The organism is Sphingomonas sp. TF3 (assembly GCF_003985085.1).
Classification (GTDB): Bacteria; Pseudomonadota; Alphaproteobacteria; order Sphingomonadales; family Sphingomonadaceae; genus Sphingomonas.
This window is the reverse complement of sequence record NZ_RWKS01000004.1, coordinates 93,833-117,575: the sequence shown is the minus strand read 5'-3', so window position 1 is coordinate 117,575 and position 23,743 is coordinate 93,833. Positions and strand designations below refer to the sequence as shown.

The following is a 23,743-nucleotide window of genomic DNA, read 5'->3' as shown; positions in this document are numbered from 1 at the left end:
CCAACAAAGCCGGCCTGATGCGGACCCATCGCGGCGCTCTGCCGTTTCTCCTGCCACAATCCCGGCACGGAGACCGATCGTGGCACTTTCCAGCTCAGACATTTCGCCATCCGCTTTGACAAACCCGCAAAAGGTTGGTCCCAAACCGCCGTTCGAACGCCAGAGCCAGCCTTGGCCGGGCCTTGCGCGCGACATGCGGCCCCGGCCCGATCACGGTGAATCGACCTATCGTGGCTCCGGTCGTCTGGCCGGTCGCAAGGCTTTGGTTACCGGTGGCGACTCCGGGATGGGACGGGCGGCCGCCATCGCTTACGCGCGCGAAGGAGCCGACGTTGCCATCAACTATCTGCCGGAAGAGGAGGCGGATGCCCGGGACGTGATCGATCTGATCCGCGCTTCGGGCCGAGTCGGAGTCGCCATCCCCGGGGATTTGTGCAGCGAGGATTTCTGCGCCACCCTGGTCCAGACCGCAGTCGATACGCTTGGTGGGCTCGACATTCTGGTCAGCAATGCCGCCCGACAACAAACCCACGGTTCGATCCTCGACATTTCCACCGAGGAATTCGACCGGACGATGAAGACCAATATCTACGCGCCGTTCTGGCTCATCAAGGCGGCGCTGCCGCATCTGGCACCGGGATCGTCGATCATCGGGACGACGTCGGAGCAGGCAACCGATCCGTCAGAAGATCTGTATGATTACGCGCAAACCAAGGCAGCAACCACCAATTATGTTCGCAGCCTAGCCAAACAACTGGCGTCGCGGGGAATCCGCGTGAACGGCGTCGCACCGGGGCCGATCTGGACCCCGCTGCAGGTGTCTGGCGGCGCGACGATGGAAAAGCTCGAGCAGTTTGGTGGTCAGACGCCGCTCGGTCGCCCGGGGCAACCGGGCGAGCTTGCCGGGATCTACGTTCTGCTGGCCGAAAGTGGCGGCAGCTACGCCACCGGACAAGTCTATGGCGCAGCGGGCGGCAGCGGAATGCCGTGATCCTGCCGGTTTTTTTAAAGAGGTTGTCGTTCTACTCTTGTTCCATAAGAACAAACGCGATACACGGTGCATCACGCATTGAACGCACCCGGCGTTCGGTCTAGCGCAGGAGGCTACCAATGGCGGTATCGTTGAAGGTCATCGACAGCAAAATGGCAGCCTCAGACAAGCAAGCAGACAAAGCCACCGCAGAACGCGCCAAGGCGCTGGAAGCGGCGCTCGCACAAATCGACCGCGCCTTTGGCAAGGGCTCGGCGATGAAGCTGGGCTCGAAACAGACGATGCAGGTCGAGGTGATCTCGACCGGCTCGCTCGGGCTCGATATCGCGCTCGGCGTCGGCGGCTTGCCGCGTGGGCGCGTGATCGAGATTTACGGGCCGGAAAGCTCGGGCAAGACCACGCTGGCGCTTCATGTCATCGCAGAGGCGCAAAAGGGCGGCGGCACCGCGGCGTTCGTCGATGCCGAACATGCGCTCGACCCGGTTTATGCCAAGAAGCTCGGCGTCAATATCGACGAGCTGATCGTGTCGCAGCCCGACACGGGCGAGCAGGCGCTCGAAATCGTCGATACGCTGGTGCGCTCCAACGCGATCGACGTGCTGGTGGTCGATTCGGTCGCAGCCTTGGTGCCGCGCGCGGAAATCGAAGGCGAAATGGGCGACAGCCATGTCGGTTTGCAGGCGCGACTGATGTCGCAATCGCTGCGCAAACTGACGGGCTCGATCAGCCGCTCGCGCTGCATGGTGATTTTCATCAACCAGCTGCGCATGAAGATCGGCGTGATGTACGGCAACCCCGAGACGACGACCGGCGGCAATGCGCTGAAATTCTACGCCTCGGTGCGCCTCGACATTCGTCGCACCGGCCAGATCAAGGATCGCGACGAGATCATCGGCAACACCACACGCGTGAAGGTCGTCAAGAACAAGGTCGCGCCGCCCTTCAAGCAAGTCGAATTCGACATCATGTACGGGCAGGGCGTGTCCAAGATTGGCGAGATTCTGGATCTGGGCGTCAAGGCTGGGCTGGTCGAGAAATCGGGCGCGTGGTTCAGCTATGACAGCGTCCGCATCGGGCAGGGGCGTGAGAACGCCAAGACCTTCCTCAAGGAAAATGTCGAAATGTCCGATCGTCTGGAAAAGGCGATTCGCGCACGGACCGACAAGGTCGCCGAGGAAATGATGGCGGGTGCGGAACCCGATGAAGGTGACGACGAGATGTGAGTTTCGCCCCGGTCTGCTGCGGCGGGCCGGAGCAGGGGATGGCGGCAGTGCACGGCTGCGTCCCACCACGATGGCGGTATCGAGCGCTCTCGGTGCCGTCGCAGAGACCGGGAAGGCCCGCCAGCGATGGCGGGCCTTTCATATTGCGGCGGCGGGATGGCCGGAGTGCAGAGTGGCGACCCCCGGCGTCGGGCACCGCAAGGTAGCGTGTGACTTGTGTGCCGCATCGCTGCTAGGATGCGGGCAACAAGCCGACCCGGAGAGTCCTCATGACCTTGATCGTCCACCATCTCGAAAACTCGCGCTCGCAGCGGATTCTGTGGATGCTCGAGGAACTCGGGCTCCCCTATGAAATCAAGCGCTATGAGCGGAACAAGCAGACGATGCTGGCTCCGCCCGAACTCAAGCGAATCCACCCGCTTGGCAAATCGCCGGTGCTCGAGGATACCGAGCTGGGGGATGTGATCGTCGAAACGGGCGCGATTGTCGAGTATCTGGTCGAGCGCGGCGATGGTCGGTTGGGGCCCCCCGCGCACCGCGATGGTGTGCTGCGCTATCGCCAGTTCCTGCATTATGCCGAAGGGTCGATGATGCCGCCGCTGCTCGTGCTGCTGGTCGTCAACCGCATTCCGCTGCTGGGCAAGACCGCCGCCAAGCGTATCCAACCGATGATCGACGTCCATCTCGATTATGTCGAAGCCGAGCTGTCGAGCCGTCCATGGTTTGCGGGCGACACGATCACGGGTGCCGACATCATGATGAGCTTCCCGCTGGAGGCCGCGCGCAGCCGCGCGGGCCTCGATGCCTCGCGCCCGGCGACGATCGCGTGGCTCGACAAGATCCACGCGCGCCCGGCCTATCAGGCGGCGCTCGCCAAGGGTGGACCCTATGCCTATGCGTGACGGGCGTCTTTAAAGCGGATCGGACCCCGTTCGCCCTGAGCTTGTCGAAGGGCTCCTATCCCAGCGCGGTGAGCGCGCGGGGAAGAAGGGCTTCGACAGGCTCAGCCCGAACGGCTTTTGGGCGGTCCTGCTTAAGATTAACCGGCGCTATGCGTGATCGGCGCGCGGCAGTTCGTTCAGGCCGATCTCGGGAGGCTCGGGCGCTTCCAGCGTCCCCTCCCATTTGGCGATGACGCTGGCGGCGATGGCATTGCCGACGACGTTGGTGGCCGAGCGCCCCATGTCGAGGAAATGATCGACGGCGAGGATCAGCAGCAGGCCGGCCTCGGGGATGTGGAACACCGGCAAGGTCGCCGCGATCACCACCAGGCTCGCGCGCGGCACGCCCGCAATGCCCTTGGAGGTGATCAGCAAGGTCAACAACATGGTGACCTGCGCGCCGATCGACAGATGGATGCCGTAGGCCTGGGCGATGAACAGCGACGCGAAGGTCATGTACATCATCGACCCGTCGAGGTTGAACGAATAGCCGAGCGGGACGACGAAGCCGGCAATCTTGGGCGGCACGCCGAAGCGTTCCAGCGCCTCCAGCACGCGCGGCAGCGCGGCTTCGGACGAGGCGGTGGAAAAGCCGATCATCAACGGCGCGCCGATATAGCGCAGCAAGCTGCGCGTGCGCGGGCCGACGATGAGGTAGCACAGGCCGAACAGCAGCGCCCACAACACCGCCAGCCCGAAATAGAAGCTGCCCATGAAATAAGCGAGGTTCTTGATGACGCCCGGGCCTTGCTCGGTCAGCGTGGCGGAGACGGCGGCGAACACCGCGATCGGCGCGAACATCATCACGTAATTGGTGACTTGCAACATCACCGCGACCAGCGCCTCGGTCGCGCGGACGAGCGGCGCGGCTTTCTCGCCGACCGCCGATATCGCGACGCCGAGAAACACCGAAAAGACCACGATCTGCAGGATTTCGTTGGTCGCCATCGCATCGAAGATCGACGAGGGCACGACATGGGTGACGAACTTGGCGAGATCGAACCCGGCTTTGTCGAGCCCGCTGCCCTCGGTCACGGGCGGCACCACCAGATGCGGCGTGAGGCCGAGCACTTCACCCAGCGACGCGGTGACATGGAACAGCACCAGCCCGAGCGAGAGCGACAGCAAGCTCGCGCCGACGAACCACGCGACGGCGCGCAGGCCGATCCGCCCGAGCGCGCCGGTGCCGCCCATATGCGTGATGCCGACGACGAGGGTCGAGAGCACCAGCGGCGCGATGATCATCTTGATCAGCCGCAGGAACACCGTGGTGATGATCGAAAGATAGCCGGCGATTTCCTTCAGCCGCGCCGCGCTGGCGGGGGTGCCGTTGTCGATCGCGGCGTTGAGCGTCCATCCCACGGCGAGGCCCAGCACCAGCGCGATCAGGATATAGGTCGTCAATCGCTTCGCCACGTTTCACCCCTTTTTGTCGTTCGTGTCATCAACGGGAGAAAGTGCGAGCGGTCAAGCCGAAGTGCGGCGTTGCTGCGTTGCGGCGGCCGCCTGCCGCTGGCACAGTTGCGCCAACGACAAAGGGGCGCGAGACGATGAAGATGTTGACGCGGCGTGGGTTTGCAGCCGGAGCAGCGATGCTGCCGGTGCTTTCGGCCAGTGGTGTTCTGCGCGCGGCTGAGCCGGATCTGACGAGTCTGCGCAACATCGCCAGTGGCGCGACGCCGATCGGGCCGGACGAGCGCCGCGCGCGCATCGCCCGCGCGCAGGCGCTGATGAAGGCGCAGGGCATTGGCGCGGTGCTGATCGAATCGGGATCGAGCCTGGTGTATTTCACCGGCGTGACGTGGTTTCGCAGCGAACGGCTGACCGCGGCGATCCTGCCGGTCGAGGGCGAGCCGTGCATCGTCACGCCATTCTTCGAGGAACCCTCGGTCCGCCAGACGCTGGGCGTCGCGGCTGAGGTGCGCGTGTGGCAGGAGGATGAGGATCCGCTGAAGCTGGTCGCGGGCTTCCTGCGCGAACGCAAGCTGGCGGAGCGGCCGATCGGCATTGAGGAAACGGTGCGCTATTTCGCGGTCGATGGCCTGGCGCGCGCGCTGCCGGGGGCGAAGATCGTCTCGGCCAATCCGGTCGTGCGCGGGGTGCGGATGCGCAAGACCGCGCCCGAGATCGCGCTGATGCAGACCGCGACCGACGTGACGATCGCTGCCTATCGCTGGACTGTGCCGCGCGTCGAAAAAGGCATGAAACCCGCCGACATCGCCGCGCTGATGAACGCCGCGACGCGGCAATTGGGCGGCGCGCCCGAATTCGCGCTGGTGCTGATCGGCCCGGCGGCGGCGCTGCCGCACGGCAGCCACGAACCGCAAGTGGTGGCGGACGGGCAGATCGTGCTGATGGATTGCGGCTGCACCGTGCAAGGCTATCAGTCCGACGTCTCGCGCACCTTCGTGTTCGGCAACGCGAGCGCGGAACAGCGCACGGTGTGGGATCTGGTCCGCATGGGGCAAGCCAAGGCCTTCGCCGCCGCGCAGATCGGCACGCCGGCGGGGGTGGTCGATGATGCGGTGCGCGGCTTTTACGCGTCGCTCGGCTATGGGCCGGGCTATCGCTTGCCCGGCCTGTCGCACCGCACCGGCCACGGCATCGGGCTTGACGGGCATGAACCGGTCAACCTCGTTCACGGCGAAACCACGCGACTGGCCGAGGGCATGTGCTTTTCGGACGAGCCGGGGCTGTATCTGCCGGGCAAATTCGGCGTGCGGCTGGAGGATTGCTTCCACATGACCCCGACCGGGCCGAAATGGTTCAGCGTGCCGCCGACTTCGATTGATGCGCCGCTGGGGTGAGGGGGCGGGGGATGTAAGCTGGGTGGCCTAATTTGCGGCAAATCTCGCGGATTTGGTGTTTTGGCGACCTGCAGCAAATTAAAGCGGACGCTGCTTAGCCTGAGGAATTGGGCGCTCGCGTAGCGACCATGCCGCGATCAGTGGCCCGACAATATGAGCCCGGTTTGCGCGTTCCCCTTGACCCAATTGATGATGCAGCGTGATGCCGGGTTCATTGTGAATGGGCGCTTATTCTCAAACGAGAAGGTAACGAGGTAGTGAGTTCCGCCACTGCCGTCGCCGACCTCCCGAAAGGCCGAAAACCCGCAAGTGCTTGCGGCATTCAGGAATGCTGGGTAGCTAGCCGAGTTGCCCTCTAAAACATCGACAGTTGTTCCCGTGGTAGCGATCGCCGTTACGCAGCCGCCGAGGGCAAACATCGCTAGAAATACCGCCCGCCTCATGCCGGCTTGTCCTGCGATCTACGTTTCATACGCTCGATCATGTTCGAAACCTGACAGCCATCTTAAATGTCCGCAATCAGGAAACGCCTGAAATGATCGCAGTTACCGGCTTTGGGGCGCTAGCGGTCCTTTGCGTATAGTTCGTCACGACGTGATTGCCCTCCCGATGGGGAGGGATTTGTTATTCGGTCCGGGCCGTTGCTCGCATCCGGCATTCGTACAGCCTGCCGTTTCACGATACGGAGGGCGACCCACCCCCAACCCCTCCCTTTCAGGGAGGGGAGACTCCCCGATTTCCCTTCTTCCTCCCCTCCCTGGAAGGGAGGGGTTGGGGGTGGGTCGGCTTGCGGCGGCGCGGGACCGTGATCCGAGGCGCTCCTTGATCCTTGCTGGGGGCGATCCGGGTTAACCAGTCTTGGTCGGCGCCCCGCTCCCCTCAGATCAACGCCGCCGAGAACGCACTCTTGTCGCCATGCCACCGCTCCAGCGACGCCGCCCGGTCTTTCTCCGCCGCTGCCGTCTGCCCCAGCGCGGTCAGGGCGTCGGCCCTTACCGACAGGCTCACCGGGTCGAGCGGGCGGCGGGTGAGGGCGGCGTTGGCTTGCGCTAGCGCTTGCTGGGCATCGCCTGCGGCCAGCAAAGCGGCGGCGAGGCTGCGTTCGGTCGGATACCACCAGACGGGTGGATCATCGAAATGGGTCAGGACCTTGGAGGTCTCGATCTTCGCCGCCGTGCGATACGCCTTCACCGCGTCGGCCGGGCGGTGTTCCAGCATCGCGGCGCGGCCCTCCAGCACGGCCTTGGCGATGCGCATCAGCGTGGTTGCTTGCAGGCTGGCATCCTCCTTTTCGGCAGGGCCAGCGCGCAGCGGGATCGCTGCTGCCTCGGCACGGACTGCCGCCGCATTGCCGAGGCGCGCGTACGCTTCGCCGCGCGCATAATGGCGATAGGCGCGCAGGAAGCCGTATGCCGCGCCGGGTTCGGGCAGCGCCAGCACCGCGGCCGGATCGGCGAAGCGGCCTTGGGCGAAATAGGCGGTGCCGCCGACCATTTGCTGGAACGGATCGGATTTCGGCGCGCGCGACAGTGCGCCCAGCACGGGCGCGGACAGCGCCAGCGCATCGCTGGCGTCGCCTGCGATCAACGCGCCGCCAATGCCGAAATGGACATTATGCGCGTGGTAAGGCTGGCGGAACACGCCGTCTGGCTCGGGCGCATGCGCGGCCTTCGCATCGGCGACGCCCAGCGCCGCCGCGCGGACATTGGCGGTGGCGGCATCCTGATAGCGGCCGATCCAATAATAGGTGTGGCTCGGCATGTGGATCAAATGGCTGGCGGCGGGGGCGAGCGCGGCGAGGCGGTCGGCATAGCGCTCGGCGCGCGCCGGGAAGCCGCTCATCTCGGTCGCGTGGATGTAGAAATGGATGGCGGGGGTGAAATCCGGGTTGCGCTTGAGCACCGTCTCGAGCAGCGCGACCGCGCGCGGCAGCGTGTCGCCGCGCTCGCCCAGCGCCGCCGGGATCATCCAGGCATCGGCGGCGAGCGTCAGCAATTCGTCACTGTCGGGATGCGCGACCGCGATCGCCTCCATCGCGCGGGCATAGGCGATGTCGCCCGGCCCCTTGCCGCCGCCATTTCTGTAGCGCAGCGCGAGGGCTGCGAGCAGTTGGCGTTCGAGCAGCGGGCCGCTCGCGGCCATGGGGATGGCGGCGTCGACCAGCTTGCCCATCTTCACTTGGGTGGCGGCGTCGACGGGGAAGTTGATCGTCGGGCCGCCTGACCAGGCTTCGCCCCAGCGGCACATTGCGCAGGTGGGATCGAGTCGCGCGGCCTCGGCAAAGGCGGCGCGTCCTGCATCGTGCGCGAAGGCGTGGCTGAGTTGCAGGCCGTTGTCGAAAAAGGCCTGGGCTTGCGGTTTGGCGGTGCGGATGGGGAGCGCCCCCGCGCCGAAGCCCGGCAGGAGGCGCGCAACACTCGGGGCTATGGTGTCATCGCCGCAAATGGCGTGCGGCGGCGCGCTGGCGGTGGCACCCGTCACCTCGGCGGTGGGGGCAAGCAGCAGCAGCAGTGGCGCAATCTTCAACACGCGCATGACGGGTCCCCAGGCAAGTTCCCTGCGCGATAGCCGATCGCGACGAACCGAGCCATGCTTGAGATACGCACGCGCCTCGCCTAAGCACCGCGCATGACCCAGCTCTCGATCTCGACCAACGACATTCGTCGCAGCTTCCTCGATTATTTCGCGGCCAACGGCCATGCGAAGGTCCCGTCCGCACCGTTGGTGCCGCAGAACGACCCGACGCTGATGTTCGTCAATGCCGGGATGGTGCCGTTCAAGAACGTGTTCACCGGGCTGGAAACGCGGCCCTATTCGACCGCGACGTCTTCGCAGAAATCGGTGCGTGCGGGCGGCAAGCATAATGACCTCGACAATGTCGGCTATACCGCGCGGCATCACACCTTTTTCGAGATGCTCGGCAATTTCTCGTTCGGCGATTATTTCAAGGAACGCGCGATCACGCTCGCGTGGAATTTGCTGACCAAGGAATGGGGGATCGACCCCAACCGGCTGACCGTCACCGTTTATCACACCGATGACGAAGCGTTTGATTTGTGGCGCAAGATCGCTGGATTGCCGGAAGAGCGCATCATCCGCATCGCCACCAACGACAATTTCTGGTCGATGGGCGACACGGGGCCGTGCGGGCCGTGTTCGGAGATTTTCTTCGATCATGGCGACCATATTTATGGTGGGCCACCGGGAAGCCCCGAGGAAGATGGTGACCGTTTCGTCGAGATCTGGAACCTCGTCTTCATGCAGTTCGACCAGGCCGCCGATGGCTCGCGCACGCCGCTGCCGCGCCCGTCGATCGACACCGGCATGGGGCTGGAGCGCGTGGCCGCCGTGCTGCAGGGCGTGCACGACAATTATGATACCGACACCTTCAAGGCGCTGATCGCGGCGTCGGTCGCGCTGTCGGGTGCGCCGCTGACGCCCGAGACGCAGGCGAGCCACCGCGTGATTGCCGATCATTTGCGGTCCTCGGGCTTTCTCGTCGCCGATGGCGTGCTGCCCGCCAATGAGGGGCGCGGTTACGTGCTGCGCCGGATCATGCGCCGCGCGATGCGTCATGCGCATCTGCTGGGCGCGAAGGAGCCGTTGATGCACCGGCTGGTGCCGGCGCTGGTTTCGGAAATGGGCGCGGCTTACCCGGAGCTGGTGCGCGCGCAGGCGTCGATCGAATCGACCTTGCTGCAGGAAGAAACGCAGTTCCGCCGCACCTTGGTGAACGGTTTGCGGCTGCTGGAAGAAGCGACGGCGGGGATGGCCGAAGGCGACACGCTGTCGGGCGAAACCGCGTTCAAGCTCTACGACACGTTCGGTTTTCCGTATGATTTGACCGAGGACGCGCTGCGGCGGCAGGGCTTCGGGATCGATCGCGCGGGGTTCGATACTGCGATGGCCGAGCAGAAGCGCGCCGCGCGCGCCGCGTGGAAGGGATCGGGCCAGCGCGCGTCGGATGACGTGTGGTTCGACATTGCCGAAGCCAGCGGCAGCACCGAATTCATCGGTTACGCGAGCGAAGAGGGCGAGGGCCAGGTCGTCGCGATCGTCAAGGACGGCGCGCGGGTCGAGCGCGCCGGGCCGGGCGAGACGGTCGAGATCGTCGTCAACCAGACGCCCTTTTATGCCGAGAGCGGCGGCCAAGTCGGCGATACCGGCACGCTGACGGGTGGCGGCGTGCTGGCGCATGTCGAGGATACGCGCAAATATCTCGGCCGCCTGTTCGCGCATCAGGCGAAGATCGAACAAGGCGAGATCGCGGTTGGCGATGCGCTGCATCTGACGATCGACAGCGGCCGGCGCGACCGGATTCGCGCCAACCATTCGGCGACGCACTTGCTGCACGAGGCGCTGCGCCAGCGGCTCGGCCTGCATGTCGCGCAAAAGGGCAGCCTGGTCGCGCCCGAGCGGCTGCGCTTCGACTTTTCGCAACCGACCGCGATCGACCCTGCCGCGCTGGCGCAGGTCGAGGTCGACGTGAACCACCAGATCCGCGCCAACGGCCCGGTTTCCACGCGGTTGATGACGCCCGACGAAGCGATCGCGGAGGGCGCGATGGCGCTGTTCGGCGAGAAATATGGCGATGAAGTGCGCGTCGTATCGATGGGGCGCGAGGGCGACGAGATCTACTCGCTCGAACTGTGCGGCGGTACGCATGTCCGCGCATTGGGCGACATTGGCCTGTTCACCGTGGTGAGCGAAGGGGCGGTGTCGAGCGGCGTGCGCCGGGTCGAGGCGCTGACCGGGGAGGCGGCACGGTCTTACCTCACCTCGCGCGATGAGAAACTGCGCGAGGCGGCCACGGCGCTGAAATCCTCGCCCGACGAAGTGCCCGCGCGCGTGGCGGCTTTGGTCGAGGATCGGCGGCGGCTGGAGCGCGAATTGGCCGAGGCCAAGAAGGCGCTGGCGCTGGGCGGCGGGGCCGGTGCGGCTGCGGCGGGACCGGAAGAGATTGGTGGCGTGTCGTTCCTCGGTCAGGTGGTCGAGGGGCTCGACCCCAAGGGGCTGCGTGGCGCGGTGGACGAGATGAAGCAGCGCGTCGGCTCTGGCATTGCGATGATCGTCGCGGTCAATGAGGGCCGCGCTTCGGTAGCGGTTGGCGTGACGGCGGATCTGGTCGCGACGCGCAGCGCGGTCGATCTGCTCAAGATCGCGGTGGCGACGCTGGGCGGGCAGGGTGGCGGTGGCCGCCCCGACATGGCGCAGGGCGGTGGGCCGGACGGTGCGAAGGGGGCTGAAGCGGTCGCGGCGGTGAAGGCGGCGCTGGCAGGGTGATCTTGCCACCCCGGCTTTGCGCCGGGGGCGCTGTTTGCGGCTACTCTGCTTTAAGGCGCGCGCGGCGCAAGCGCGGGGTCACGTCCATCTCCGCCGCCGCCTTGATTTCCTCGCGCAATTCGGCGCGCTTTTCGTGGATCGAGGCGATGACCGGGCCGACCGCGACGCCAAGATCGGTCAGTACCGCCTCCGCCAATTGCAGCGAGCTTTCCAGCGTTTCGGGCACCGCGTCGCTCGCGCCCGCTTTGTAAAGATCGGCGGCATGGGCGGTGTCGCGGGCGCGCGCGATGATCGTCAGATCGGGCACCCAGCCGCGCACGCGCCGCGTCAAGGCGATGCTCAGCACCGGATCGTCCATCGTCAGGATCAGCGCACGAGCCCGGCCGAGATTGAGCCGATCGACCAGTTCCGGTCGCACGACATCCCCGAAAATGACGGGATAGCCGTCCCTGCGGGCAGCCTTCACCGCATCGATATCGGCTTCCACCGCGACATAGGGCTGGCCGTGGATTGTGAGCATGTCGCACACCATCCGCCCGACGCGGCCAAAGCCGATGACAACGGTGCCGGGGCCGTCCTCCGGGATCGAGGCTTCGGGCGAATCACCCTGGCGACGCTCGATCCGCTTGGCGGCGCGCTTGCCGAGCAAAGCGAGCAGCGGGGTGATCGTCAGGCCGATCGCGGTGACGGTCTGCCAGAAGCTGGCGAGGCCGGGCGCGAGCAGTTGCGCCTGCCCCGCCGCCCCCAGCACGATCAGCGTCGTTTCGGACGGGCTGCCCATCAACATGCCGGTTTCCGCTGCCACCCCACCCCGGATGCCGGCCAGCCGCAGCAAACCGAAAGTGACCAGCGCCTTGATCGCGACGACGGCGATGATAGCGAGCAGATACGATCCCCAGTCGGCGACGATCGCGCCGAGATCGACGCTCATGCCGACGGTGATGAGGAACACGCCGAGCGCCAGCCCCTTGAACGGCGCGGTCATCACTTCGACTTCGCTGTGGTAATTGGTTTCGGCGATGAGCAGCCCGGCGATCAACGCGCCGACGATTGGCGAGAGCCCGGCTGCCGTCGTCGCCAGGCTGGCAGCAATCACCACCAGCAGCGAGGCGGCGAGGAACAGTTCAGGGCTCTTGGTGCGCGCCGCCTGGGCGAACAATTTGGGCAGGAAGAAGCGCCCGCCGACGAACAGGATTGCGACCGTCAGGATCGCGCCGCCGCCAACGCGCGCGAATCCCATCCATCCGCCCGCCGCCGCCATCGGCCCCAGCGCGCCCAGAATGAAGATGATCGGCACCAGCGCCAGATCCTCGAACAACAGCATGGCAAACGCCGTACGCCCGACAGGGCTCGACGTGCCCGCGATCGGGAGCACGAGTGCGGTGGAAGACAGCGCCAGCGCGATGCCGAGTGCGAACGATCCGGTCCACGCCACGTCCGTCAACAGGTGCAAGCCGGTACCGAGTATCAGCCCCGATCCGATCAATTCCGCCGCACCGGTGCCGAAGACAAGTCGGCGCATCGACCACAAGCGTTTGAACGACAACTCGAGCCCGATCGAAAACAGCAGCAGCACGATGCCGAATTCGGCAAAAGGCTCGATCGCGTGCGGATCGGAAATGGTGATGTGGTAAAGCCAGGGATAGCTGGGGACGAGCGCGCCCAGCCCCGACGGGCCGACCAGTAATCCGACGAGAATGAAACCGATGACCGGGCTGATCTTGGCCCGCGCAAAAGCGGGGATAACGAGCCCGGCTGCCCCCAGGATTACAAGGGCGTCGCTGAAACCGGTGGAGTTTAGGGGAGATGCCATTGCGCCACTGTACGCAACACATTGGCGGCTTGTCAGCTTTTGACTGACAAAAAAGACCTTTAGTGGCCAAAAGACGGTTCGGCGGCCACGGGTCCGTATCGGACGCGGTGGCCGCCAAGTAGATTTGGGAGGAGGGTTAGGCCGAAGCGCCCATCGCCTGTTCGAGATTGACGCGCACCTGCTCGAAGAACTGCTCGGTCGTCATCCACGGCTGATCGGGGCCGATCAGCAGCGCCAGATCCTTGGTCATGTGGCCGTTCTCGACGGTCTGGATGCAGACGCGCTCGAGCGTCTCGGCGAACTTCGTCACCTCGGGGGTGCCGTCGAACTTGCCGCGATATTTCAGGCCGCCGGTCCAGGCGAAGATCGACGCGATCGGGTTGGTCGAAGTTGCCTTGCCTTGCTCGTGCTGGCGGAAGTGGCGCGTAACGGTGCCGTGTGCGGCTTCCGCCTCGACCGTCTTGCCATCGGGGGTGAGCAGCACCGAGGTCATCAGGCCGAGCGAGCCGAAGCCCTGCGCGACCTGGTCGGACTGCACGTCGCCATCATAATTCTTGCACGCCCAGACGAATTCGCCGTGCCACTTGAGTGCCGAGGCGACCATGTCGTCGATCAGGCGATGTTCGTAGACGATCCCCGCTTCCTTGAACTTGTCCTTGAACTCGGTCTCGAAAACCTCGGCAAACAGATCCTTGAAGCGGCCGTCATAGGCCTTGAGGATGGTGTTCTTGGTCGACAGGTACACCGGCCATTTCAGGTTCAGGCCGTAATGCATCGAGGCGCGCGCGAAATCGCGAATCGAATCGTCAAGATTGTACATCGCCAGCGCGACGCCCGCCGACGGGAATTGGAACACTTCGCGGTCGATCACTTCGCCGTCATCCCCGTCGAACACCAGGCGCAGCTTGCCCGGGCCGGGAACGAGGAAGTCGGTCGCGCGATACTGATCGCCGAATGCGTGGCGGCCAACGACGATCGGGTGCGTCCAGCCCGGGATCAGGCGGGGCACGTTCTTGATCACGATCGGCTCGCGGAAGATGGTGCCGCCGAGAATGTTGCGGATCGTGCCGTTGGGCGACTTCCACATCTTCTTCAGGCCAAACTCCTCGACGCGGGCCTCGTCCGGGGTGATCGTCGCGCACTTCACGCCGACGCCATATTTCTGGATCGCCTTGGCGCTATCCACCGTGATCTTGTCGTCGGTCGCATCGCGGCTCATCATGCCGAGGTCGTAATATTCCAGATCGATATCGAGATAGGGGAGAATGAGCCGTTCGCGGATCCACTGCCAGATGATCCGCGTCATCTCGTCGCCATCGATTTCCACGACGGGCGTCTTCACCTTGATCTTCGCCATCACGATCTTTCCTATGGGAGTTTCGAGGAGCGTCTAGGAGCATGGCGCGCGGCGATCAACCCGGTGCGGAACGGCAGGAGCGCGGGATGATGATTGTGGCACGGGGACGTGTGGGGTAGGGAAGGGGGATGCTTCCTCCCGAAACACCAAATCCGTCCGCCGAAGCCGTGAAATGGCGCATCCCCGATCTGCACCCGGAAGGGCGCAAATATGTCGCCATCGCCGGGGTGATCGCGCTGGTCGCATTGGTCTGGTTCGGCTGGTTCGTAGCGTGGCCGTTGATCGGCATCACCTTATGGGTCGCCTTGTTCTTTCGCGATCCGGTACGCGTAACGCCGAGCGGCGAGGGGCTGATCGTATCTCCTGCCGACGGGCTGATTTCGATGATTCAGCGCGTACCGGTGCCGCGCGAACTGGCCGGCCCGAATGGCCTGGGCGATGCGCCGCTGGTGCGCGTGTCGGTGTTCATGTCGGTGTTCGACGTCCATATCAACCGCACGCCGATCGCGGGAACGGTGAAGCAGGTTGTCTATATCTCGGGCAAGTTCGTGAATGCCGAGCTCGACAAAGCAAGCGAGGACAATGAGCGTCAGCATATCGTCGTCGAAGGCCGACCGGCTGCGGATGGCACCGTGCGGCGCATTGGTTTTACGCAAATTGCTGGCCTGCTCGCGCGTCGGATCGTGCCGTTCGTCAAGCCGGGCGACATGGTCGCGGCGGGGCAGCGCATCGGTTTGATTCGCTTCGGCAGCCGGGTTGACGTCTATCTGCCCGATGATTGCGCGTGCCAGGTTGTGCTTGGCCAGCGGAGCGTAGCGGGCGAAACGATCCTTGGCCGCGTAGGCGGCACTATGGCGGCCGGGATCGCGCAGTGATGCGACGGATTGTCATCGCATGAGGTCTCCGTATCGGCGCGGCGCGGCACGGGGGCTGCCACTGCGCGCGGTCGCGCCCAACGCCGTTACCGCGCTTGCTTTGTGTTCCGGCCTGACCGGCATTCGCTTCGCGATTGCCGGTCAGTGGGAAACCGCAGTCGTGATGGTGATGATCGCCAGCGTGCTCGACGGGATCGACGGGCGGATCGCGCGCATGGTGCGCGGCGAGAGCCGCTTTGGGGCCGAGCTCGATTCGCTGTCGGATGCCATTTCGTTCGGCGTATCGCCCGCGCTGATCCTCTATTTGTGGTCGCTGAAGGATCTGCCCCGCGTCGGCTGGCTGTGCGCGCTGGTGTTCGCGGTGTTCTGCGCGCTGCGTCTCGCCCGGTTCAACGCAGCGATCGACGTGGTGGAGCAACCGCATAAATCCGCAGGTTTTTTGACTGGCGCGCCCTCTCCGGTCGGTGCCGGGCTGGCGATGCTACCCCTTTATTTGTGGTTCTGGACCGGTCTCGACTGGTGGCGTTCGCCGCTGATCGTAGCGCCCTGGGTCGCGCTGATGGCAGCGTTGATGGTGTCGAGCGTCGCGACCTTCAGTTGGTCTTCGCTGCGTTTGCGCAACAATATCCGCTTCGAAGCAATTGCGGTGGTGGTTCTACTGGGGGCAGCGCTCATCTCCGCTCCCTGGCACACGCTCAGCTTCCTGTGCGTCGCATATCTCGCGACATTGCCGTTCAGCATCGTCGCCTATGCCCGGGTCAAGCGGCTGCGCGCAGCGGCGTCCGTGCCAGCGCTGGGGCGGTCGTCCCCCGCACCCGCAGACGCGGCTCTCTGACCGTTACCTGCGTTTGGAGAGCAGCGAGAGGGTCGGCTCCATCGCGCAAGATCGCGACGATCCGCGGCAGCGCAGGTGCCAGGGTCAGGTAGAAAACAGCAAGGCTCGCGGCGAAGGCACTCGCGAACACCAGAAAACTCACAACGGCCATCGTTCAACTCCTTCATTCACGGTGAAGAGTCACAAAGTCGCAACATTCACGGGCCGTGTTCCGTTCCACGTTCCGCTCTGAGACCCGTTATGTTCTCATTGCGTTCCGTCGTCAAGCGCATTGCCGGACTTGATTTGCCGGAGCGTCTCGGATAAAGGGCGCGCCTTCACACCGCATGGGAAGCACACATCACCGGTGTCCGAGCAGGTTCGCCTGTCCGGATTACTCGCTTCCCAGAGGATCAACCGGAAAGGAACTACCTTATGGCGGCACCTGTCGTCTCCATGCAGCAATTGCTCGAAACGGGCGCGCATTTCGGCCACCAGACGCACCGCTGGAATCCGAAGATGAAGCCCTACATCTTTGGCGACCGCAACGGCGTCCACATTCTCGATCTCTCGCAGACCGTTCCGCTGTTCGCGCGCGCGCTCGAATTCGTCGCAGCGTCGACCGCCGCTGGCGGCAAGGTGCTGTTCGTCGGCACCAAGCGCCAGGCGCAGGAGCCCGTTGCAGAAGCAGCCCGTCGTTCGGGCCAGCATTTCGTCAACCATCGTTGGCTGGGCGGCATGCTCACCAACTGGAAGACCATTTCGGGTTCGATCAAGCGCCTCAAGACGCTGGAAGAGCAGCTTTCGGGCGACACGCACGGCCTGACCAAGAAGGAAGTGCTGCAGCTTACCCGTGAGAAGGACAAGCTCGAGCTGTCGCTCGGCGGCATCCGCGACATGGGCGGCATTCCCGACGTGATGTTCGTGATCGACGCCAACAAGGAAGAGCTGGCGATCAAGGAAGCCAACACGCTGGGGATCCCGGTCGTCGCGATCCTCGATTCGAACGTTTCGCCCGACGGCATCGCCTTCCCGGTTCCGGCCAATGACGACGCCAGCCGCGCCATCCGCCTGTATTGCGAAGCGATTGCGATCGCCGCGACCCGCGGTGGCCATGAGCAGCTGTCGCGTCGCCAGGACATCGGTTCGATGGAAGCTCCGCCCGCCGAGGAAGCGCTGAGCGTTGCTCCGGCTGCGGCCGCCGACATTACGCCGGCAACCGACGCGGCTCTGCAGGCCGAGCTGGCTGCGGAAACCGAGCGCCAGATCGACGCGTAAGCGTCGCAGAACTGACATACGGACGGGGTAGGGCGCGGCTCTATCCCGTCCAAAACCATATTCTACTGAGATAAGGACCAACGACATGGCCGAGATCACGGCAGCTGCGGTAAAGGACCTGCGCGAAAAGAGCGGCGCGGGCATGATGGATTGCAAGAAGGCGCTGACCGAAGCCAATGGCGACATGACGGTGGCGATGGACTGGCTGCGCGCCAAGGGCCTCGCCGCGGCCGCCAAGAAGTCCAGCCGTACTGCGGCCGAGGGCCTGATCGGCGTCGAAGTATCGGGCACCAAGGGTGCTGCGGTCGAAGTGAACTCGGAGACGGATTTCGTCGCCAAGAACGAGCAGTTCCAAACCTTCGTTCGCGACGTGACTTCGGTCGCGCTCGAACTGGGTGACGATATCGCGACGATCAAGGCCGCCCCGCTGGGTGCCAAGACGGTCGAGGAAATCCTGACCAACAACATCGCCACGATCGGCGAGAACCAGAACCTGCGTCGCGCCAAGCGCCTCGAAGTGTCGGCTGGCGCGGTTGTTCCCTACATCCACAACGCAGCGGCCCCCGGCCTCGGCAAGATCGGCGTGCTCGTCGCGCTGGAGAGCGAAGCGGGCAAGGACGTGCTCGAGCCGCTCGGCAAGCAGATCGCCATGCACATCGCAGCAGCCTTCCCGCTGGCGCTGAACGAAGATGGCCTCGACCCCGAGATCGTCGAGCGTGAGCGCGCGATCGCGACCGAAAAGGCAGCGGAAAGCGGCAAGCCCGCCGACATCGTCGCTAAGATGGTCGAGGGTGCGATCGCCAAGTATCGCAAGGAAAACGCGCTCGTCAGCCAGCTGCTGGTGATGGACGGCAAGACCAAGATCTCGGACGTCGTTGCCAATGCCGCCAAGGCAGCCGGCACCGCGATCGTGCTCAAGGACTATGTCCGCTTCCAGCTCGGCGAGGGCATCGAGAAGGAAACGAGCGATTTCGCGGCGGAAGTCGCGGCCGCTTCGGGTGTGCCGCAGGCGACTGCATAACACTCGGCCCCGCTCGCGCGCGAGGCCGCAAATGCCGAAGGGCCGTGCCGGTGAGGTGCGGCCCTTCGTGTATTCGATCTGCACGGTTTCCGCGCTTCCAATCGCAGTGCGTGCCCGATAAGGTCCGCGCCGCACCGCCCCCAGGGCGATCATGACCCTTTGCAGTCTGGAATGCCGTGACCACCCCGCACTTTAAACGTATTTTGCTGAAATTGTCGGGCGAGGTCCTGATGGGGGCCGGTGGCCTTTCGATCGACCCTGACGTCATTGCCCGTGTGACCGCCGAAATCGCCGATGTGAAGCACCAGGGGTATGAACTCTGCGTCGTCGTCGGCGGGGGTAACATCTTCCGGGGTATTTCCGGCGCGGCGCGCGGCATGGACCGCGCCACCGGCGATTATATGGGGATGCTGGCGACCGTGATGAACGCGCTCGCCGTGCAGAACGCGCTGGAAAAGATCGGCGTCGAGACGCGCGTGCAATCGGCGATCCCCATGGCGTCGGTGTGTGAACCCTTCATCCGCCGCCGCGCCGAGCGCCATCTCGAAAAGGGTCGGATCGTGATTTTTGCAGCGGGCGTCGGCAGCCCGTTCTTCACCACCGATAGCGGGGCCGCGTTGCGCGCCGCCGAGATGAAGTGCGACGCCCTGTTCAAGGGCACGTCGGTCGACGGCGTCTATGATGCCGACCCGAAATTGGTCCCGACCGCCAAGCGTTTTGAAACCGTGAGTTACGGCACTGTGCTCGCGCAGGATCTCAAGGTGATGGACGCGAGCGCGATCGCGCTTTGCCGCGACAACAAAATCCCGATCGTCGTCTTCAACATCCGTCAGCCCGGCAATCTTGCTGCGGTTCTGCGCGGTGAAGGCGTGTCGACGGTCGTTCAAACCACAGCAGGAGATTAAGTCATGGCCGCTTATGACAAGGCCGATCTCGAACGCCGCATGGCGGGCAGTGTCGAATCGTTGAAGGGCGATCTCGCCGGTCTGCGCACCGGACGCGCATCGACCTCGCTGCTCGATCCCGTCACCGTCGAGGTCTACGGCGCGCAAATGCCGCTCAATCAGGTGGCGACCGTGTCGGCACCCGAGCCGCGGATGCTGTCGGTACAGGTGTGGGACAAGTCCAATGTCGGCCCGTGCGACAAGGCGATTCGCTCGGCCGGGCTCGGGCTCAACCCGATCGTCGATGGCACCACCCTGCGCTTGCCGATTCCCGATCTGACCGAGGAGCGCCGCAAGGAGTTGGCCAAGCTCGCGGGTAAATATGCCGAGGATGCGCGCATCGCCGCGCGCAATGTGCGTCGTGACGGCATGGATTCGCTCAAGGTCGATGAAAAGAAGGGCCTGTTCGGCGAGGACGAGCGCAAGAAGCTCGAAACCGAAGTGCAGAAGCTGACCGACAAGACGATTGGCGAAATCGATGCGGCGGCGAGCGCCAAGGAAAAGGAAATTTTGGGCAAGTGAGGCCATTTGCCGCCTCTGCTCCCGAGTTGGTGACCGGCAAGGGCGCGGGGGTGTTGCCGCGCCATGTCGCGATCATCATGGATGGCAATGGGCGCTGGGCCAAGAAACGCCATTTGCCGCGGGTCGCTGGCCATCGGCAAGGCGTCGAAGCGGTGCGTCGTATCTCGCGTGCTGCGCGCGCGATGGGGATTGAGGCGCTGACGCTCTATGCCTTTTCGAGCGAGAACTGGCGACGCCCGGAGAGCGAAGTCAGTGACCTGATGGGGTTGCTGCGGCTGTTCATCCGCAATGACCTTGATGAGATGGTGCGCGACAATGTGCAACTGCGGGTGATTGGCGATTATCGCCGGTTCACCCCCGATCTGGTCGAACTGATCGACACCGCAGTCGCGCGTACCGCAGTCAACACCGGGCCGATCCTGGTGATCGCGCTCAATTACGGCGCGCAAGCGGAGATTGCGGCGGCCGCGCGGCGGCTTGCGGAACGCGCGCAAGCAGGCACGCTCGATCCGACGACGATCGACGAAGCCGTGTTCGAGGACGAGCTCGACACGCGCGACCTGCCGCCGCTGGATCTGTTGATTCGCACCTCCGGTGAGGTCCGTTTGTCCAACTTCCTGTTGTGGCAAGCGGCCTATGCCGAATTGCTGTTCGTCGATACGCTGTGGCCCGATTTTGACGCAGATACGCTGGCTGCTGCGGTCGAAACCTTCGGACAGCGGCAGCGTCGGTTCGGGGGCCTGTGACGCCACCTCCCGTGACGCCGCTTGCCGAGCCGCGTGGCCCGTCCAATCTGACGCTGCGCATCATCGTCGGGATCGCGCTGGTCGCGGTCGCATTGACCGGCGTTGTATTGGGCGGGATCGCATTCTGGCTACTTTGCGTGGTGCTCGGCATCGTCATGATGGGGGAATGGGCGGGACTGCAGTCCGCGCCGAACGAGACCAAGCGGCTTGCGCAATATGCGTTGTCGGTGCCGCTTGCGATTATGGCCCCCGTAATTGGTGCGGGAGCGGGGTTTCTCACGCTCGGCTTGCTAATCGGCGCGGGCTTCTTCGTGGTGATCGTGACCGGGCGGCGCGGGCTGGCGCAGGGCATCTTCTATGTCGGGCTGCCGATCATGGCCTTGCTGGTGATCCGGCGGCAAGATGAGGGTATTCTCTTTACGCTGTGGGCGCTGGCGTTGGTGTGGGCATGCGACATCGGTGCCTATGCGGCGGGTCGCGTTATAGGCGGGGCGAAGATTGCGCCGGCCATCAGCCCGAACAAGACCTGGGCCGGGCTGGGCGGTGGCGTTTTGGCGGCGGGCCTGTTCGCCGCGTTCCTGCATTATCGCTATGGCTTGCCGGTGCGCATGACGCTGGCGACGCCGGTGCTGGCAGTGTTGGCGCAGGCCGGGGACTTTTACGAAAGCTGGCTGAAGCGGCGGGCAGGGGTGAAGGATAGCGGCTCGCTGCTGCCCGGGCATGGCGGGGTGTTGGACCGCCTTGACGGGCTGGTGCCGGTCGCGCCGGTCGCTGCGTTGCTGGTGCTGTTACCGAAGGTATATTGGTGGTGAAGACGATAACGATCCTTGGGGCAACGGGCTCGATCGGCACCTCGACGCTCGACCTGGTCGAGCGCGAGCCGGACCGGTTCGAGGTTCTGGCGCTGACCGCCAATCGCGATGTTGCGGGACTGGCGGCGGCGGCGATCCGCACGCGCGCGAAGCTGGCCGTGGTGGCGGACGAGGCTTGCCTGCCCGATCTGCGGGCGGCGCTGGCAGGCACCAACATCGGCACTGCGGGCGGACGCTCGGCTGTGGTCGAGGCGGCCAGCCTTGGGGCCGATATCACGATGGGCGCGATCGTCGGCTGTATCGGGCTGGAGCCGGTGATGGCGGCGATTGCGGGCGGCAAGACCGTGATCCTCGCCAATAAGGAACCGTTGGTCTCGGCGGGCGATGTCGTGCTGGCGGCGGCGGCCCGGCATGGCGCGACCTTGCTGCCAGCCGATTCCGAGCACAACGCGATCTTCCAATGCTTCGATGCCGCACGGCCCGAGCGCGTGCGCCGCATCATCCTGACCTGTAGCGGCGGTCCGTTCCGTACCTGGACGACCGAGGCGATGCGCACCGTCACCCCCGAACAGGCGGTCGCGCATCCGAACTGGTCGATGGGCGCGAAGATTTCGATCGATTCGGCCACCTTGTTCAACAAGGGGCTGGAGTTGATCGAGGCGGCGCGGTTGTTCCCGGTGCCGCATGATTCAATCGAAATCGTCATTCATCCGCAATCGGTGATCCATTCGCTGGTCGATTATGTCGATGGCTCGGTGCTGGCGCAGATGGGTCCGCCCGACATGCGCACGCCGATCGCGCACTGCCTCGCCTGGCCCGATCGCATGGCGACGCCGATGGCTCCGCTCGATCTCGTTGCAATCGGGCGGCTCGATTTCGAGGCACCCGATGCTGAGCGTTTCCCCGCGATCCGGCTGACGCGGGCGGCACTCGACGCAGGGGGCGCACGCCCCGCGATCCTGAATGCGGCGAACGAGGTGGCGGTCGCGGCCTTTCTCGACCGGGAGATCGGCTTCCTCGAAATTGCCGCAATCGTCGAAGATACCCTGTCGGCATATGATCCGGCCGCACCGGAAAGCGTGGATGATGTTCTGGCGGTCGATGCCGAAGCGCGCAGCATGGCGCGCAGGCAGATTGCGGTTCGTGGCGGGGCGTTAAGAGGGACGAATGTGAAGGATATCGTCGCTTGAGCCATTCTCCCGGACTGCTGGTCACCCTTGTCGGCTTTGCGCTGGTGATCGGCCCGCTCGTCTTCCTGCATGAGATGGGGCATTATCTGGCTGGGCGGGTGTTCGGCGTGAAGATCGATGCCTTTTCGATCGGTTTCGGGCGCGAGCTGTTCGGCTGGACCGACCGACGCGGGACTCGCTGGAAGTTCAGCGTGCTGCCGCTCGGCGGCTATGTGAAGTTTGCGGGCGATCTCAACGCCGCCAGCACGCCCGACCCGGCATGGCTGGAATTGCCTGCCGAGGAGCGCGCACGCACGTTGCAAGGGCGTCCGGTGTGGCAGCGCGCGATCGTCGTGGCAGCGGGACCGATCACCAATTTCGTTGTCGCGGTTGTGATTCTGGCGGCGTTCGCGATGGCCTATGGTGTCGATCGTACCCCCTCCATCGTCGGCGGCGTCAGCCCCGGCAGCACGGCGGCAGCGATCGGCTTGCAGACCGGTGATCGAATCACCGCGATCGATGGGCGCGCGATCAACACTTTCGAAGATGTCTACGAATTCGCGGTGTTACGGCCCGGTTACCCGGTGGTGGTCGAATATGAGCACGCGGGAAGCCGGATTCGGCGCGTTGGCGTCCTGGGTACCGCCGTGCAGCGCGACAGTTTTGGCAACACCTTCAAAAAAGGGCTGCTCGGCATATCGCCGACCACCCCGGTGCCGCATCGGGTGGGCCTGTTCGAAGCACCGGTGGTCGGCGTCGAAATGACCGGCAGAATCCTGCGGTCCACGGTCGAAGGATTGGGCCAAATCCTTAGCGGGCGCCGCTCAACCGACGAACTTGGAGGGCCGCTCCGCATCGCCAAAGTGTCGGGCGAGCAATTCTCGCTGGGCTGGCCGGTGTTGATCTATTTCATCGCCGGTGTGTCGATTAATCTGGGATTCATCAACCTCTTGCCAGTCCCTCTGTTGGACGGCGGCCATTTGTTTTTCTACGCAATCGAGGCGATCCGGCGCAGGCCGGTCGCGCCGAATGTGCAGGAATGGGCGTTTCGTGCAGGATTGGCGGCGATTCTCGCCTTGATGGTGATGGTAACGTTTAACGATCTCGGCGCTTTCGGCCTGTGGAAGGCCCTGACCGGCTCTTGATC

At 64.6% G+C, this 23,743-nt stretch carries 19 protein-coding genes; 15 read left to right on the top strand and 4 right to left on the bottom strand.

Translation table 11 applies throughout. The annotated features are described in order from the left end of the window. The first annotated feature begins 76 nt into the window (after nt 1-76). The 3 genes from EJC47_RS04615 to EJC47_RS04605 all read left to right on the top strand — a co-directional run bounded on the left by EJC47_RS04615 (nt 77) and on the right by EJC47_RS04605 (nt 3,116). Nucleotides 77-991 (top strand): SDR family oxidoreductase, encoded by a 915-nt coding sequence (locus EJC47_RS04615; RefSeq protein WP_441004742.1) that lies wholly within the window; start codon nt 77-79, stop codon nt 989-991. A gap of 119 nt (nt 992-1,110) precedes the next feature. Continuing rightward, complete coding sequence (recA, locus tag EJC47_RS04610) at nt 1,111-2,214, top strand: recombinase RecA (protein ID WP_010403152.1); 1,104 nt, start codon at nt 1,111-1,113, stop codon at nt 2,212-2,214. A 269-nt stretch (nt 2,215-2,483) separates the two neighbouring features. Continuing rightward, the gene (locus tag EJC47_RS04605) at nt 2,484-3,116 is read left to right on the top strand and encodes a glutathione S-transferase family protein (RefSeq protein ID WP_126845675.1); all 633 of its coding nucleotides are present in this window, start codon (nt 2,484-2,486) and stop codon (nt 3,114-3,116) included. 147 nt (nt 3,117-3,263) lie between these two features. Here the strand turns inward: EJC47_RS04605 and EJC47_RS04600 are convergent, their stop codons facing one another. Next, the gene (locus EJC47_RS04600) at nt 3,264-4,571 is read right to left on the bottom strand and encodes a dicarboxylate/amino acid:cation symporter (RefSeq protein ID WP_126845674.1); all 1,308 of its coding nucleotides are present in this window, start codon (nt 4,569-4,571) and stop codon (nt 3,264-3,266) included. Between the two features lie 134 nt (nt 4,572-4,705). Here EJC47_RS04600 and EJC47_RS04595 point away from each other — a divergent pair, with 134 nt between their 5' ends. Then, nucleotides 4,706-5,962: a M24 family metallopeptidase gene (locus tag EJC47_RS04595; RefSeq protein WP_126845673.1), complete on the top strand. Its 1,257-nt coding sequence runs from the start codon at nt 4,706-4,708 to the stop codon at nt 5,960-5,962. Between the two features lie 879 nt (nt 5,963-6,841). Here the strand turns inward: EJC47_RS04595 and EJC47_RS04590 are convergent. Continuing rightward, complete coding sequence (locus EJC47_RS04590; protein ID WP_126845672.1) at nt 6,842-8,497, bottom strand: hypothetical protein; 1,656 nt, start codon at nt 8,495-8,497, stop codon at nt 6,842-6,844. Nucleotides 8,498-8,590: 93 nt separating this feature from the next. Between EJC47_RS04590 and alaS the strand changes: the two genes are divergently transcribed. Beyond that, nucleotides 8,591-11,245, top strand: a complete 2,655-nt coding sequence (gene alaS, locus EJC47_RS04585) for an alanine--tRNA ligase (protein WP_126845671.1) — start codon at nt 8,591-8,593, stop codon at nt 11,243-11,245. A gap of 40 nt (nt 11,246-11,285) precedes the next feature. Here alaS and EJC47_RS04580 read toward each other — a convergent pair whose 3' ends face one another. Further along, a complete protein-coding gene (locus tag EJC47_RS04580) occupies nt 11,286-13,058 on the bottom strand; it encodes a cation:proton antiporter domain-containing protein (protein ID WP_126845670.1) in 1,773 nt (590 codons plus the stop codon). A gap of 136 nt (nt 13,059-13,194) precedes the next feature. Continuing rightward, the gene (locus EJC47_RS04575; protein WP_126845669.1) at nt 13,195-14,415 is read right to left on the bottom strand and encodes an NADP-dependent isocitrate dehydrogenase; all 1,221 of its coding nucleotides are present in this window, start codon (nt 14,413-14,415) and stop codon (nt 13,195-13,197) included. Between the two features lie 128 nt (nt 14,416-14,543). Between EJC47_RS04575 and EJC47_RS04570 the strand changes: the two genes are divergently transcribed. From EJC47_RS04570 to EJC47_RS04525, 10 genes are all read left to right on the top strand, one after another. After that, complete coding sequence (locus EJC47_RS04570) at nt 14,544-15,290, top strand: phosphatidylserine decarboxylase (protein WP_033964591.1); 747 nt, start codon at nt 14,544-14,546, stop codon at nt 15,288-15,290. A gap of 19 nt (nt 15,291-15,309) precedes the next feature. Then, complete coding sequence (locus EJC47_RS04565; RefSeq protein ID WP_126845668.1) at nt 15,310-16,125, top strand: CDP-alcohol phosphatidyltransferase family protein; 816 nt, start codon at nt 15,310-15,312, stop codon at nt 16,123-16,125. 414 nt (nt 16,126-16,539) lie between these two features. Then, the gene (gene rpsB, locus EJC47_RS04560) at nt 16,540-17,382 is read left to right on the top strand and encodes a 30S ribosomal protein S2 (protein WP_126845667.1); all 843 of its coding nucleotides are present in this window, start codon (nt 16,540-16,542) and stop codon (nt 17,380-17,382) included. Between the two features lie 85 nt (nt 17,383-17,467). Beyond that, nucleotides 17,468-18,403, top strand: a complete 936-nt coding sequence (tsf, locus tag EJC47_RS04555; RefSeq protein WP_033964595.1) for a translation elongation factor Ts — start codon at nt 17,468-17,470, stop codon at nt 18,401-18,403. Nucleotides 18,404-18,579: 176 nt separating this feature from the next. Next, nucleotides 18,580-19,308 (top strand): UMP kinase, encoded by a 729-nt coding sequence (gene pyrH / locus EJC47_RS04550; RefSeq protein WP_126845666.1) that lies wholly within the window; start codon nt 18,580-18,582, stop codon nt 19,306-19,308. Nucleotides 19,309-19,311: 3 nt separating this feature from the next. Next, nucleotides 19,312-19,869: a ribosome recycling factor gene (gene frr, locus EJC47_RS04545; RefSeq protein ID WP_033964599.1), complete on the top strand. Its 558-nt coding sequence runs from the start codon at nt 19,312-19,314 to the stop codon at nt 19,867-19,869. Beyond that, complete coding sequence (locus EJC47_RS04540; protein ID WP_260591475.1) at nt 19,866-20,615, top strand: isoprenyl transferase; 750 nt, start codon at nt 19,866-19,868, stop codon at nt 20,613-20,615. Before frr ends, EJC47_RS04540 begins: the two co-directional genes overlap by 4 nt. Nucleotides 20,616-20,626: 11 nt before the next feature. After that, nucleotides 20,627-21,427: a phosphatidate cytidylyltransferase gene (locus EJC47_RS04535; protein WP_033964601.1), complete on the top strand. Its 801-nt coding sequence runs from the start codon at nt 20,627-20,629 to the stop codon at nt 21,425-21,427. Then, entirely contained in the window at nt 21,424-22,617 is a 1,194-nt protein-coding gene (locus tag EJC47_RS04530) for a 1-deoxy-D-xylulose-5-phosphate reductoisomerase (protein WP_033964603.1), read from the top strand. The genes EJC47_RS04535 and EJC47_RS04530 overlap by 4 nt, the downstream gene beginning before the upstream one ends. Next, nucleotides 22,614-23,741, top strand: a complete 1,128-nt coding sequence (locus tag EJC47_RS04525) for a M50 family metallopeptidase (protein WP_126845665.1) — start codon at nt 22,614-22,616, stop codon at nt 23,739-23,741. The genes EJC47_RS04530 and EJC47_RS04525 overlap by 4 nt, the downstream gene beginning before the upstream one ends. Nucleotides 23,742-23,743 lie beyond the last annotated feature (2 nt).